This is a genomic window from Hoeflea sp. CAU 1731, assembly GCF_039888615.1.
Lineage (GTDB): Bacteria > Pseudomonadota > Alphaproteobacteria > Rhizobiales > Rhizobiaceae > Flavimaribacter.
The window spans coordinates 172641-186148 of sequence record NZ_JBDQQS010000009.1 but is presented as its reverse complement, the minus strand read 5'-3'; the positions used below and the strand labels follow the sequence as shown (position 1 = coordinate 186148).

Sequence of the window (13508 nt, the reverse complement as noted above, 5' to 3'; positions counted from 1 at the left end):
ACCAGACGGGGTTTACCCCGGAAAGGAAAATCGCAATGGCCAAAAAACCGGAAAAATCCCCCTTCGACCCTGCCGGCATGATGGAGGAGTTCTTCAGTTTCTATGATCCGGACGCAATGAAGGACATGTTCGATCCGCAGAAATTCATGGAGCGGTTCAAGTCCATGACGCCCGGCAACGTCGATATGAGCGAGGTGGTCGATCGCAACCGCAGGAATTTCGAGGCGCTGGTCGAAGCCAACAAATCGGCGGCCGACACCTATCGCGACATGCTCGAAAAGCAGATGACTATCCTCAACCGGATGACGGACGCCGCCAAGAACTACACCGGTTCGCTTACGGCTTCGGGCGACCCCGACGCCATGAAGAAGGCCTACGCCGACGCCACCGAGAAGGCGCTGACACTGATGAAGGAAATGGCCGAGGAAACCCGCACGGCGAATGAAAAGGTCTTCAACGGCATGAAGGATCGCATCGCCTCGGCGATGAAGGACGTCGGCAAGGACTGAGTCCCGGCCCCCGACCCGGGCAAGACGAAATGAAGTGACGCCTCTTGACCGGCGCCGCCGGAAGCACGATAGAATCGCCGGCGCTGGCGCACACGCGGGTTCGCGGCTGCGGGCCATATGCAACACCCGGGGATCCGGCAATGAACATTTCCTTCATGCATGCTCACGGACCGCGGTCGCCGCTCCCGCCCGCGACCAGCCGGCGGAGCAAGCCATGAACAGCCTGTTCCGGGACGCCATGCACGAGGAGTTCGGCGCCTGGCCGATCGCCTGGATTCCCTATGGCGGGGCGGATTTCGGCGAGGTACGGGCCGTCGCCGAGGCGATTGGCGACGGAGACGACAGCGCCTTTTACGACGCATGGAACGCCGCCGGCGACCGACTGACCAGCGAAGCCGATGCGACCCTCGCCAAGGGACACTCCGCAAGTGCGCGCGCGCTCTATCTGCGCGCCAGCGCTTTCCACGCGGCGTCCTTTCACCCGATCTACGGCGCCCCGGTCGATCCGCGCCTCGTCGCCGCCTTCCGCAAGCAAACGGCTGCGCTCGACAGGGGCCTCGGGCTCGGTCCACATCCGGCCGCGCCGTTGGCCATCCCTTTCGAGGGATCGTCCATGCCTGCATATTTCGTGGCGGCGGAAGGTTTCGAGACGCAGACCCGGCCGCTGATCATCTTCAACAACGGCTACGACGCCACCATTACCGACATGTATTTCGCGTCCGCCGTGGCGGCGTCGCGGCGTGGCTATCACAGCCTGCTCTTCGACGGTCCGGGCCAGGGCGCCATGCTCTACGAACGCAACATTCCCCTGCGGCCCGACTGGGAAGTCGTCATCCGGGCGGTGGTCGATTTCGCCGAAACGCTGCCGCTCGTCGATCCGGATCGCATCGCGCTTTCCGGATGGAGCCTCGGGGGGCATCTCGCGCCGCGCGGCGCGTCCGGCGAACCGCGCATTGCCGCGCTGATCGCCGATCCCGGAACCTGGGGCATCGCGGAAGGCTTCCGGGCCGCGGCGATGCAATTGCTGGATATACCGCGCGAAGCGGCGCAGAATCTGAGCGCGCTGGATCAGGCGCAGATCGACCGGCTGGACGCGTTCATCCGCGCAAATCCTACGCTGAACTGGAAAGTCGTCCAGCGCGGCTTCTGGGTTCACGGCGTCAATGACATGCGCAGCTGGTTCGCCTCCGCCGAACTCTTCACAATGGACGGCCGCGCCGAACTCATCCGCTGCCCGACGCTCATCACCCAGGCGGAGAATGACGGACTGGCGGCCGGCGCCGGCGCGTTTCTCGATGCGCTCACATGCCCGAAGACGCTGATCCGTTTCACCGCGGCGGAAGGCGCGGACGGCCATTGCGAGATGGGCAACCGCTCGCTTCTCAACCGGCGCGTCCTCGACTGGCTGGACGACGTGTTCGAGACCCGGTGATCCCCGCTGCAGGCGCACACCCCGGCCGAAAGACGGCTGCGACGCGGCGGGCCGTCCGTCACAGCGCTGTGACGCTGTCCAGCATCCGCTGTATGGCGACCGCGTCGTTGGAGAAGATCCACTCCATGCCGCGGTTGATCTCGCGATAGAGACAGTTGCGCGATTTCACGAAACCTGTCCCGACCTTCTGTCCGGCCGCTTCGTGCCGCCTTTTGATCGCATCGGTCAACAGCAGGTAGTGGCCGGTCACGCCGCCATAGGGTCGCCCGAGCGTCCGGCGGCTGATCGCGGCCATGTTCGTCATCGCCACGGGCAGGCAGCATTGCCGCGGCTGGATGTCGAACGTCTCGAACAGATCCGGGTCGAGCGCCATCATGTGGTAGTCCGCGCCCGGCGCAAGCCCCGCAAGATGCTCCGCCAGTATCGCCTTCTGCCGCCCGATATCGGGAAAGCGCTCCGCCTTCAGCTCCAGCATCAGGTGCAGCCTGCCGCCGAACCGCGCAATCGCCTCGGCGACCGACGGCACGGCGGGAACAGCCGCGCGCAATTCCTCGAAACTGACGTCGCAAAGCCGCGCGTCCTTGCCGAACACCCGCGCCGTATCGGGATCGTGGCAGATCACCGGCGTCAGATCCGCGGTCCAGCGTATGTCCGTCTCCACGCCCCACACGCCCGCCGCGCGCGCCAGCTCGAACGCTTCGAGCGTGTTTTCCTTCGCCGCGCGATTGTAGTCGTGGGCGCCGCGATGGGCGACGATGCGGCAGCGCTTCACCGCCTCCGCGTCCGGCGTCCGTCTCGGTATCATCGCCATGGCGATATCGGCGGCGTCCTGCGCCCAACCCGTCAACCGGTCTTTCAATCGCAAACCTCCCGCCGCCGTTGCGTCACCATACACTGTCGCGCGCGAATTCATGCCGGTCCAAAGACTTTCTGAAAATAATGGTGGCATTTCCCACACAAAACAGAACGCCGTTTCTCGTAAAAACGCGAATGAAAGTAATGGTACCGCGAAGAGACATTACCCTGTAAAATCGTTTCTGATGACCGTGTCGTTTCGGACACCGACTTTGTCGAGCCTTCATGATGCTGCAAGCTGACCCACAAAACCAAGGCCGGCCATCGATCGTGGTCCTGCCGTTCGACAGCCTGATCCCGACCGGGCTCGAGCGCGTGCTCTGCGAGGCCCTGCCGCACGAGCTGATCCAGGCGCTGTCGCGGCTGCGCTGGATCCGGGTGATCGCGCGTGGCACGGCGTTCCGCTTCCGCGCCCCGGTTCCCGATCTCGACGCGATCGGCCGGCAACTGAACGTCCGCTACGCGCTGTGCGGCATGATCGAGCGGCTGGGCGAGGTCATCGCCATCACCATCGAGCTTTCGGACTGCGCGGCCGGCGAAGTCATCTGGGCAGACCGTTTCGAGGTCCGCCCCGAAGCCCTGCAGGAGGTCCGCCACGAGATCGTCACCCGCGTGGTGTCGTCGCTGGAGATCTACATTCCCCAGAACGAGGCCGACCACATCCGGTCCGGCGCGGCGCAGGATCTCGACGCCTGGGCCAATTACCATCTTGGCCTGCGCCACATGTTCCGCTTCTCGCAGGAAGACAACGAGACCGCCTCCGGTCTGTTCAGGCGCGCGATCGCCCAGGATCCGGCCTTCGCGCGCGCCCATGCGGGTCTGTCCTTCACCCGCTTTCAGGACGCCTTCCTGCAATACAAGCCGGACACGCCGGCGGCGATCGCCGATGCGCGCCGCCACGCCGAGCGCAGCATGGAGATCGATCCGCTGGATCCGTTCTGCAATCTCACCATGGGGCGTTCGTTCTGGCTTGAGGGCGATCCCGCCGGCGGCCTGAGCTGGCTTGAGCGCTCGGTCGCGCTCAGCCCCAACTTCGCGCAGGGCCACTATTCGCTGGCCTTCGCCGACGCCATACGCGGCGAGGCGTCAAACGCCATCGAAACGGCCACGCGGGCGCAGGATCTGAGCCCGCTCGATCCGCTTTTATACGCCATCTACAGCGTGCGCGCCTTCGGTCTGTTGCGCAACGCCGACATCGCGCAGGCCGTCGTCGAGGCCGAACATGCGGCGCGCGCGCCGGGCGCCCACCATCTCGTCCTGATGATCGCGGCCGTCGCCTGCGCGCTCGCCGGCAAGGAAAAGGAGGCGCGCCACTGGAGCGCCGAGGTTCGCGCCCGCCGGCCGGATGCAAATCGCCAACAGTTCTTCACGGCCTTTCCGTTCACGGAATTAAGCTTTCGCAAGCAGCTGGAAGACGGCCTGGCGCGCGTCGGCTTCTGATTTCGGCCGCTCCCGCCGCGCCCGCCCCAAATCAGCGTCTTAGGCCCAGCCGGTTGGATTCCTCCGGTATCCGCATGCGCGCCGACAGCGTGAACTGGTAGCAGCCGAAGGCGAGGATAAGCAGCGTGGAGGCGAGCTTGTACCAGGTCCACACGTCTTCGGAATAGCCCCTCCGCACGATCTCGTTAAGACAGGCGAGCACAAGCAGCAGCACGCCCCATCGAAGCGACAGGATCCGCCAGGCCTCGTCGGTGATCGCAAACACGCGGTCGAACAGCACCTTCAACAGCGGATAGTTGACCGCCCGGCTGCCCAGCAAAAGCAGCGCCACGAACCCGTCGAGCAGCGTGTCGGACACCTGAAACCAGGCGGCGTCGCCGGTGACGATGCCCGGAATGGAAAAGGCGAGCAACGCGATATTGCTCGCCACGGCAAAGCGCGGCGGCTTGCGCCCGGTCGCATAAGCGAGCGCCAGCAGGCAGACGACGAGCGCCGTCATCACCGCCAGCCCGGCGGTGAAGCTCACAAGCTGCTGCAGCGCGACGAAGGTCACGACCGGCAGCACCTCTTCAATGGCGTTCAAAACCCAATGCATGGCGGCTCCTAGCATCCACCCTCTCTTACGCAGGCGACAGGCGTTCGGATCGCCCACGCAATAGCTCGGCCAGTTGCAGGCGCCGTCACGGCGAAACAAACCCGCCCCTCTTGCAAATCTTATCATATGATATATATTGGTACATCATAAGGAGAACGCCATGTCCGGGCCAGCCATTGCCAACGACCAGGACGCCATGCATCCGGCGATCGAGCGCGACAGGATTGCCGCGATCGTCAAGGCGGTGGTGCGCGCAATGGAGGCCTGGCGGCTCAGCAACCGCGAGGCCGCGGCCCTGTTCGACGTGCCGCCGGCCACCTGGAGCCGCATGAAGGCGGGCGCCTATCGCGGCGTGCTCGATCAGGACAAGGTCACGCGGGCGAGCCTCATCGTCGGGCTCTACAAGGGGCTGCGCCTGCTTTTCAACGGCCCGCTCACCCATGGCTGGCCGAAGACCGCCAATACCGGCCCGGGCTTCGGCGGCAAGACCCCCGTCGAAATCATGTGCGAAGGCGGCATTCCGGCGATGATGCGGGTGCGCCAGCACATCGACGCGCTCAGGGGCGGCATGTGATCCGCGCCGCCGATCTCGGCCTGCGCGACTTTACCGACCCCGCCACAATCCGCCTCATCTCGACGGCCTATATCGACGAACCGGCCCTGACCCCGCTTGCCGACGACGCGGCCGATCTCGCCATTCTTGAGGAGCTTGAGGGCCTCACCTCAGCGCGCCGCGCGCCCCGGTTTCCGGTTCCGGGCGGTCTCGACCCGGCCGAACTGCTTAACCAGGCCGCCGGCTATGGCTGGACCTATGTCAACGCCGCCTTCTGCTACACGCGCGCGACCGGCAATCGCTTCAACGGCCCGGAGCGCGGCGCATGGTATGCGGCATACGGCGAAACAGCGGTCGCCACCGCGCAGGCCGAGGTCTGCTGGCATCTGACGCGCGAACTGGAGGCCACCGGCGTTTTCGACAACGTCACGGCCTACCGTGAATTGCTGGCCGGCTTCACAGCCCGCTTCCACGATCTCCACGGACACGACGGCGACGACGCTCTCGGCGCAGACCCGGCGGTGGCCTATCCCGCCGGCCAGGCGCTCGCGCGCGACGTGCTTGCCGCCGGCGGCAACGGCCTCCTCTACCCGTCAGCGCGCCACCCGAACGGCTGCTGCCTGGCGGCCTTCCGCCCGCACATGGTCCAGAACGTGCGGCAGGGCGATACGTGGGTGTTTACGTGGGCGGGAGAGCGGGAGGCGACGGTGGAGCGAGGGTGAGGGGTGGTTGTAGCGACACGAAAGCTGAAGGCGGCGCCTTCGCCGGCTTCCCGGCGCCTGAACCCGACATGCGCAGAGGCGGCCGCCTGGCCGCCCCGGTTCGGCTGGTTGATCAATACTCGCCGAGGCTGGCGACGGCCTCGCCCTTGACCAGCGGGGCGATGCTTGTCTGCATCACGGCAACGAGGTGCGCGTTCTCCCGCACCATGATCCGGTAATGGCGGTACGACTCGACGCTCGCCTGCGCCCTTTCCCGGGCGTCCATTCGGGCGAACGCCTCCATCGTCAGGTCGGGATTGAGCCCGACCTTCAGGGTCTCGAAATTCGCCGAGCAGAAAGTGGCCTCTCTCGGCGGCAGGGGCTGTTCCGCGGCAAGAGCGTTGCAGAGCAGATGCGCAAACAGCATGGAAAGCACGGTGGCGGACATGGCTCCTTTCCTTACGCGTTGTCGAGGATCGCAGCATTCCATTGCAGGTGAGAGCCGTCTGTGGCGAACGTAACAGGGTGGGCGGGATTGTCGGATGGGGCGGAAGCGTGTCTGCGGGCCTGAACGTAGATGCGCCATCGGCGCGCGGCGAAGACGGAGCTCATGCTACGCGCCTCTAGAGCCAACCCCAATTTTATCCTCCAAAACCATATCAGACTGCTTCGCGACGTTACGTATGCGCATTGAAAACCAATGCGGCAGGGGCGTAAGTTGACGTTTTTCTGGATGAGGTGGGAAGATAGTGGATTTAAGATAATATATCGCTCTAGGATTATTTGGTATTCCGAAAAGCAATCACGCCCCCTCACACTCCCCCGCACCTGATACCGAGATACCACGAAACCATAAAAACCGAGACCTCGACACTGTAAAAAAAGAAAATAACCTAGTTATAAGAACTAGTTAGCCAATGCTATTTGCATACATTTTCCATCTTAAGTTTTGAGTTTGACATGAATATTCCAATTCAGGTTCTGAAAATGCCGATTTAGAGCGGTAAAGGCGGAGAGAATACCCGAACTTAGCATTCGACTTTACATGATTAATGCGTCATATTTGAATTATCGCAGAGGCAAGGATGCGGCCGAGGGTCCAAACCCGGCTGATCTTCCTAAAGTCCTACCTTGTCGAGGTGTATGATGAGCTATCTGCGAATGGGATCGACCTCCAAAGTCGATCCCACCAACCAATGGAAAGAACACAATGGCAAAACGCGCGCACAGAACGATACTTAAACGACAACTGGAAGCACGCGGAAAACTCTGGCCAAAGCTGGATGAAAATTTGCTTTGGCACATGGATAATGAGGGGTGGGTTGCACTTCCTCGTATAATGCCTCTCATGTTGAGTATCATGGATGATATGTCTGGCAAGGGTTATCCTGTTAGCCGTACATACCTAGAAATGTGGGCCCGATTGCGCGAAGAGCAATTCCTGACACTTAATCGTCCGGAAGAAATGGCGTTTCACGCCGGCTTCGAGGGCCAGCGAGCATTAAGGACGTGGAAAGATCGAGTTCAGCGTTTAGCGGACCTTGGCTTTATCGAGCTACAAGTCGGTCCGCTGGGGGACCTTTCTTTTGCTGTATTTTATAATCCTTATTATGTTGTGAAGTGTGCGTATCTTGAAGGAAAAGTCCAAGAAAGGAAATGGCAAGCTTTGGTGATCAGAGCAAATGAACTTAATATCCTCGATTTGGACGACATTGATGATAATGGCCAACTTATTGTTGACGAAGAAGAACCCTTAAAGCCCAAATCGAAGCAAGTATCAAAAAATAGATCTAATAAAACAATTTATTCTAAGAGGTCATAGTATATATTTTGAATATAGATTCAATTATATTGCTAGTTAAAATATTTTAACAAATTTTACCTAATTTGATATCATATTTTAATTATCATATTTCAAAAGAGCTTGCCTTGTGCGATCTCGTATTCTGGCAGTTCGTCTAACCGAATGACTCCCAATAACTGCCACGTCTGAGGTCGCTTTGCTATATTACCCACAGCGAACGCCATACCTTTTTGTGGGTAGACAACGTTGAACGTATGGTCCATCCAATCTAACACTTCGGTGGCAGATTTCCTACGCTGTAGCCCCCTATAAAACATAGCATGGGCCTCCCAGTCGCCATTGGTATAGACATGTTCTCCTTCCGCATCCTTGAAGCGAAATTTGAAGACATGTGGTGTTGGCTCCAATGTCTCTAGTTCTCTGTCCAGCAGCGATCCTTGCCGGGCAGCCTTAGCAAATGCTTCCTTTTCCTCAGCTATCTCCTCAGCAGATTTTTGGCGATGGAAGAAATGTGTATTCGTCGGACGGATCAGCGCCAAAGAACGACCAAGCCTCGCTGCTTCCGACACCGAAGGTAGGATTAGCGGATTCAGCCGTTTGGCACGCTCTTTTTCCGGCATCTGTCCAACAATTTTTATGCTATCTTCTTCTACAGCACAGCTTTCAGCACGCCTGTCATGGATAGGTGGGCGATAGCGGTAGGTAATAATATTCCAGCGGCCAAAGGCAGTCTCACCTGCGAGGTGGCGGTAACGAATGGGATACAGTCGTTTCCATTGTCCGCTCGAGGTGAGACCTGCACAGCAGACTGTTTCTCCGTACTTCTTGCTAGGCTGCGGAAGCGCCTTCACAAGAATCGTAACGCGGCAATTTGTGGCTGTTACGGACATAGCGCTCCGGATCGTCGCCGTAGAGATTAAAGACTTCTAACCCGACTCGTTGCGACATCTCTTCCGCGACGACAGACCTGTGGCAGGTCGTGGGGTCCCGCTCGAAACAAAGAAGGCACGTTACCATCTCTCCAGCCACCGTCGTTAATCCACGAATAGACGCCTGAGCTGCATCGGAATCGAGGTGAGCATCGTATATAGCACGAAATAGATCATAGTGTCCTGACCGGGCGGCTTCTCTGCCAGGCTTTGGGTCACCCAGCGCCTGGAAGTGCATATACTCAATACCCTCGGCCTCCAAACGGGCCGCAAGTTTTCTCTTTGAGAACCCCTTTTTGCGGGAATTTGGAATTGCTCGTACATCTGCCAAACACTGCACCCCGACTGCTTTCAAAGTTGCAACGAAGCGCTCAATGTCCGTTCCTTCATATCCGACTGTGTAGACTATCCGCATGACGTACCCCTTCATTCACTTACGCATATACTAATATCTAAACCCGCGTCACCCGTGTCTAATCCGCGACCATCTTGGTTCGCTATATATCAATGAAACGTTTTATCATCTGCGCTTTGTCTTCGATTACCTTTGACCTTTGAACACGCTGACTTAAGATTTTGTGGCTAGAGTTCAGGCGTTACATTCAAGCATGAGATATCTTAGTAGACTTTTAATTGGGATGCGCGCAGCAAGGTTTGTGTAGAACTATGATAGAAGATTTTGTCGGCGTATCTAGGCGTTAGGGGAAGGAAAGAACATGAAATCCTCCACTCTGCCAGATAATTTCGAAATTGCACCCGGCCACAGGGTGAGGGCTTGGAAGAAACTCACTTTAGATGACACCCGTAGCGACACAGCAGATTGGGGCAAGGCATTATCGATACTGGACGCGCGCATTCGGCTCCGCTTTATTGAGCCCGCGCAGCTTCTGATCAACTCTGAGAACGGTAAAGGCCGCGGAAAAAATGGTTTCGCTGTTCTCGCGATCGACTTCCTACTGATTGAGACTATACAGGGTTTTAGAAGCGGGATCACCAATCACAATCGTCGAAGCAAGGAACTCTTTACGACCTTCTTGACGACATGGCCGACGTTTCTTGCCTGCGTGCCTGCAGGCAAGAATGTAAACGATCTTGCTGATAAAGTTTATGAACAAGGGCGTTGTGCCTTACATCATTCTGGTTCGACTGATCGCCTCGTCGTACGCAAGAGTGGCAAGATGTTTGAATTTCATGATGATGGGCGGATAGAGATCAATCGAAGCCTTCTACATAAGGAATTGACTAAGGCTTTTGATGGTTATCTCACCGAACTCCAAGATCCGAATAACGCGGATCTGAGGCGAAAATTTAGAGACAAGCTTAACCACATTTGCGTGTGATAGCTGCTGTCACACCCCTAAAAGCTATTAACTCCCTGCTGCCAGCTCTCCCCGGATTGATCGACTTACACTGGTTAGCCTCGTTCGATTCGATTGACAGCTGAAGTATTCAAATTTGAAACAAATATGCCGAGGCTAAGATCAAACTTGGCAATATTCCTGCGATCACAATGGTCGCTCGGTTCGACCTTGCGAAGGCGTGCCGATCGCGGTTTGCAAGGTCAATTGCCAGAAAACCCGCCACACCGCCACCCCTCACATTACTAACGAAGGCCTATCTGCGCCCCAACGCCTCGTCGGCCCCTAAAGCCCCTATGCCGTTTGGAAGATGCTAGCGCCATCCCCAACAATCCTCGCCCCAACACATTGATTCCAGAAAACAACGCGCGCCGCGCCCCTACTCGCCTGCCAATATCCGCCCATACAAGCAAGTACTTCCCAAGAAAAAAACATTCGTTCCTGTGCCAAATTAGACTTGCCTATAAGATAAATAAGGGGACGAAAATCATGATGCCTTGTGAAATTTACGAATATGAACTTGCCAATTGCAATTGCGACACGGGCTGCCCCTGCCAGTTCATGTCGCTGCCGACGAAGGGCAGTTGCGAGGCGGCGGTGATGTTCATCTTCAATTCCGGCCATTATGGCGGCGTGGACCTCGCCGGCACGAAAGCGAATTGATCAGCAAAGCGGCCGTGGCGGCGCTCACGGCATGGGGCGCCTGGATCATCTTTGCGACGTTCTGAAAACGCCTCAATGAGCTCATCTGATTCAGCGGCGCAACAGGCTGCGCCGCGACTGAGTCTTCCTCACACCGCCGTCCCGGAAATCACGACGGACGGAATCGGCGTGTCCCAGGGCGCCGACTCGCCGTGGTTCGCCAGCACCTTGTCGACCACGGCGGCGCGGATCGCCCGCTTGTTGGCGTCGGGCTGCGGGCGCAGCATCGCCGCGCCGCGCACCGTGCCCTCCACGAAGAAATCGAATGGCGCGCCCGGATCGTCGATCGTCCAGCGGCTGTCCACCTCGGTGGAACGCAAGGTCCCGAAGCCCGCCGCTGTCATCGCTGCGAAGGCGCGGTCCTCTTCGCCATAGTCGGTCGCGCCCGGTCCGGGCGGCAGCGTCACCTCCGGCGCGCCATGCGCGCCGATCGCCGCGAAGACATAGGTAAAGGCCGAGCGCTCGGCGGCCAGCCACACGGAATAGGCAAACCGGCCGCCGGGTTTCAACACACGGCGTGCTTCGGCGATCACGGCCGGCGGGTCGGGCACATGCGGCATGCCGAAGCCCATGGCCACGGCGTCGAAATGGCCGTCTTCGAAGGGCAGGTCTATCGCGTCGCCTTCGATGAATTCAGCCTCCGGCGCGCGCCCGCGCGCGATCGCCAGCATGGCGGGTGAAAAATCGAGGCCGGTCACCCTGGCGCCGGTATCCAGAAGCCCGCGCGCCACGATCCCCTGCCCGCAACACAGGTCCAGCACATGACTGCCGGGGCCGGCCGCGGATTCGGAGACAAGCGTCGGCACCGCCATTTCGGAGGCCCGGGCGAAATCCCTGGCGTAGGCGGCCGCCGTGTCCGCGTCAGCCCATCCGCGCTTTTCGAGTGCTGCGAAGTCGTCATAAGCAGCCATAGTCTCATCCCTGTTCAGCGCCGCCCGGCTTCACCATAATTTCCGATTCCGGTCTTTCTGCGCCATACTCCGGTCATGGTACAGGAAAAAGCGCAATATATGCAGCCACTTGCTCATTCTGCTCTGAATTCGTTCCTCCAAATGATTCCGATGTCGGATTCCGATCTTCCTGACGCGCCCCCAGAGAGAACAAATAGAGAACTTTTTGCTGAATTTCATCGGCGTTTGTGCTAGAATACGGCTCGCCCGAAAAACCGCCTCATCCCGCGACTGCAGGCCGTGAGGCCGCCGCCGGCGCGCGAAAATCGCCAAATCCCGAAACAAAGCCAAATCCCGAAACAAAGCCAAATCCCGAAACAAAGCCAAATCCCGAAACAAAGCCAAATCCCGAAACAAAGCCAAATCCCGAAACAAAGCCAAATCCCGAAACAAAGCCAATATCTTTTGAAAACAGGCTGAACTCGCGGTTCCGGGCAAGGGCTTAATCGATCAATACCCTGTTTTTAAACAGTTTTGCATATCAGATCAGCAATCGGAAGGAGGACACGCCGCAGCCGGCGGCGGAGCGGTCGGCGCGAAAATGCGGATTCCCGAAACAAAGCCAGATTTTGATTTAATATAAATATTTCAATATGTTATGTGAAATTATCGAATTTCAAGCCGGTTCATATCCGTTTTCCGGTTTCGCGATCGAACAGGTGGATGTTTTCAGGCGATGCCGAAAGCCTGACGGTTTCCGCCGCTTTCGACTGCAGGTGCACGCCGGGCAGGCTGGCGGTGAAGACGGTTTTCGTCTCGCCCAGAAAACCATGCAAAAGCGTATTGGCGCCGAGCGGCTCGGCCGCCGAAACCGTCAGCGTGATTGGCCCCTCCGCGTCGGCCGTCAGGTGTTCCGGCCGCACGCCCACCATCACATCGCCCTCGTGAGCGGAGGCGCAGGCAAGCGACGCGCCGTTGCCGAGCGTCGCCCGGCCGCCGGAAATGTGGCCTTCCACGACATTCATCGACGGGCTGCCGATGAACTGCGCGGCGAACAGCGTTTGCGGCCGCTCGTAGACGTCGAGCGGCGAGCCGATCTGTTCGGCCACGCCCGCGTTCATCACGATCATCCGGTCGGCCATGGTCATGGCTTCCACCTGGTCGTGCGTCACGTACAGCGACGTCACGCCGAGCCGCGCCTGCAGGTGCTTGATTTCGAGCCGCATCTGCACCCGCAGCTTCGCGTCGAGATTGGACAGCGGCTCATCGAACAGGAACACCGCCGGTTCGCGCACGATGGCGCGGCCCATGGCGACGCGCTGGCGCTGGCCGCCGGACAATTCGCGCGGCTTGCGGTCGAGATAGGGTTCGAGCTGCAGGAGCTTGGCTGCGTCCGCCACCCGCCGGTCGATCTCGCTCTTCGCCTTGCCGGCGATCTTCAGGCTGTAGGCCATGTTCTGGCGCACGCTCATATGTGGATAGAGCGCATAGTTCTGGAACACCATGGCGATGTCGCGGTCCATCGGCTCCTTCTCGTTGACCCGCGCGCCGTCGATGCGGATCTCGCCTTCGGAGACCGATTCCAGCCCCGCCACCATGCGCAGGAGCGTCGATTTTCCGCAGCCGGACGGGCCGACGATGACGATGAATTCGCCATCGTTCACATCCATCGAAATGCCGTGGATGACCTCCGTCGCGCCGAAGCGTTTTTTCACATTGTCGAATTCTACTGTTGCCATG

General features: G+C 59.2%; 16 protein-coding genes. 8 read left to right on the top strand and 8 right to left on the bottom strand.

Features of this window, described 5'->3' with window-relative positions; all coding sequences use genetic code 11:
* Positions 1–35: 35 nt before the first annotated feature.
* Together AAFN47_RS16060 and AAFN47_RS16055 are read left to right on the top strand one after the other, a co-directional pair.
* The gene (locus tag AAFN47_RS16060; protein WP_499810258.1) at positions 36–509 is read left to right on the top strand and encodes a phasin family protein; all 474 of its coding nucleotides are present in this window, start codon (positions 36–38) and stop codon (positions 507–509) included.
* Positions 510–723: 214 nt separating this feature from the next.
* On the top strand, positions 724–1941 hold the full coding sequence (locus AAFN47_RS16055) for an alpha/beta hydrolase family protein (protein WP_499810257.1): 1218 nt from the start codon (positions 724–726) through the stop codon (positions 1939–1941).
* Positions 1942–1999: 58 nt separating this feature from the next.
* Here AAFN47_RS16055 and AAFN47_RS16050 read toward each other — a convergent pair whose 3' ends face one another.
* The gene (locus AAFN47_RS16050) at positions 2000–2800 is read right to left on the bottom strand and encodes a glycerophosphodiester phosphodiesterase (RefSeq protein ID WP_499810256.1); all 801 of its coding nucleotides are present in this window, start codon (positions 2798–2800) and stop codon (positions 2000–2002) included.
* A 221-nt stretch (positions 2801–3021) separates the two neighbouring features.
* Here AAFN47_RS16050 and AAFN47_RS16045 point away from each other — a divergent pair, with 221 nt between their 5' ends.
* Complete coding sequence (locus tag AAFN47_RS16045; RefSeq protein WP_499810255.1) at positions 3022–4236, top strand: tetratricopeptide repeat protein; 1215 nt, start codon at positions 3022–3024, stop codon at positions 4234–4236.
* A gap of 31 nt (positions 4237–4267) precedes the next feature.
* Here AAFN47_RS16045 and AAFN47_RS16040 read toward each other — a convergent pair whose 3' ends face one another.
* The gene (locus tag AAFN47_RS16040) at positions 4268–4831 is read right to left on the bottom strand and encodes an inner membrane-spanning protein YciB (RefSeq protein WP_499810254.1); all 564 of its coding nucleotides are present in this window, start codon (positions 4829–4831) and stop codon (positions 4268–4270) included.
* Positions 4832–4967: 136 nt separating this feature from the next.
* Here AAFN47_RS16040 and AAFN47_RS16035 point away from each other — a divergent pair, with 136 nt between their 5' ends.
* Together AAFN47_RS16035 and AAFN47_RS16030 are read left to right on the top strand one after the other, a co-directional pair.
* Positions 4968–5405, top strand: a complete 438-nt coding sequence (locus AAFN47_RS16035; protein WP_499810253.1) for an antitoxin Xre-like helix-turn-helix domain-containing protein — start codon at positions 4968–4970, stop codon at positions 5403–5405.
* On the top strand, positions 5336–6106 hold the full coding sequence (locus AAFN47_RS16030) for an RES family NAD+ phosphorylase (protein WP_499810252.1): 771 nt from the start codon (positions 5336–5338) through the stop codon (positions 6104–6106). Before AAFN47_RS16035 ends, AAFN47_RS16030 begins: the two co-directional genes overlap by 70 nt.
* 112 nt (positions 6107–6218) lie before the next feature.
* Here the strand turns inward: AAFN47_RS16030 and AAFN47_RS16025 are convergent, their stop codons facing one another.
* The gene (locus AAFN47_RS16025; protein WP_499810251.1) at positions 6219–6533 is read right to left on the bottom strand and encodes a hypothetical protein; all 315 of its coding nucleotides are present in this window, start codon (positions 6531–6533) and stop codon (positions 6219–6221) included.
* A gap of 11 nt (positions 6534–6544) precedes the next feature.
* Positions 6545–6697 carry a hypothetical protein gene (locus tag AAFN47_RS16020; RefSeq protein WP_499810250.1) on the bottom strand — a complete coding sequence of 51 codons (153 nt, stop codon included), beginning with the start codon at positions 6695–6697 and terminating at the stop codon, positions 6545–6547.
* 598 nt (positions 6698–7295) lie between these two features.
* Here AAFN47_RS16020 and AAFN47_RS16015 point away from each other — a divergent pair.
* Entirely contained in the window at positions 7296–7907 is a 612-nt protein-coding gene (locus tag AAFN47_RS16015) for a hypothetical protein (protein ID WP_499810249.1), read from the top strand.
* Between the two features lie 92 nt (positions 7908–7999).
* On the opposite strand, the gene AAFN47_RS16010 is transcribed toward AAFN47_RS16015, so the two are convergent.
* On the bottom strand, positions 8000–8779 hold the full coding sequence (locus tag AAFN47_RS16010) for a DUF8758 domain-containing protein (RefSeq protein ID WP_499810248.1): 780 nt from the start codon (positions 8777–8779) through the stop codon (positions 8000–8002).
* Positions 8718–9233: a DUF488 domain-containing protein gene (locus AAFN47_RS16005; RefSeq protein ID WP_499810247.1), complete on the bottom strand. Its 516-nt coding sequence runs from the start codon at positions 9231–9233 to the stop codon at positions 8718–8720. The genes AAFN47_RS16010 and AAFN47_RS16005 overlap by 62 nt, the downstream gene beginning before the upstream one ends.
* A gap of 301 nt (positions 9234–9534) precedes the next feature.
* On the opposite strand from AAFN47_RS16005, the gene AAFN47_RS16000 reads away from it, so the two are divergent.
* A complete protein-coding gene (locus tag AAFN47_RS16000; protein ID WP_499810246.1) occupies positions 9535–10158 on the top strand; it encodes a hypothetical protein in 624 nt (207 codons plus the stop codon).
* A 507-nt stretch (positions 10159–10665) separates the two neighbouring features.
* On the top strand, positions 10666–10839 hold the full coding sequence (locus AAFN47_RS15995) for a DUF1326 domain-containing protein (protein WP_499810245.1): 174 nt from the start codon (positions 10666–10668) through the stop codon (positions 10837–10839).
* Between the two features lie 128 nt (positions 10840–10967).
* On the opposite strand, the gene AAFN47_RS15990 is transcribed toward AAFN47_RS15995, so the two are convergent.
* Positions 10968–11789 (bottom strand): methyltransferase domain-containing protein, encoded by an 822-nt coding sequence (locus tag AAFN47_RS15990; protein ID WP_499810244.1) that lies wholly within the window; start codon positions 11787–11789, stop codon positions 10968–10970.
* A 665-nt stretch (positions 11790–12454) separates the two neighbouring features.
* Positions 12455–13507 (bottom strand): sn-glycerol-3-phosphate import ATP-binding protein UgpC, encoded by a 1053-nt coding sequence (locus tag AAFN47_RS15985; protein WP_499810243.1) that lies wholly within the window; start codon positions 13505–13507, stop codon positions 12455–12457.
* Between the last annotated feature and the right edge of the window lies 1 nt (position 13508).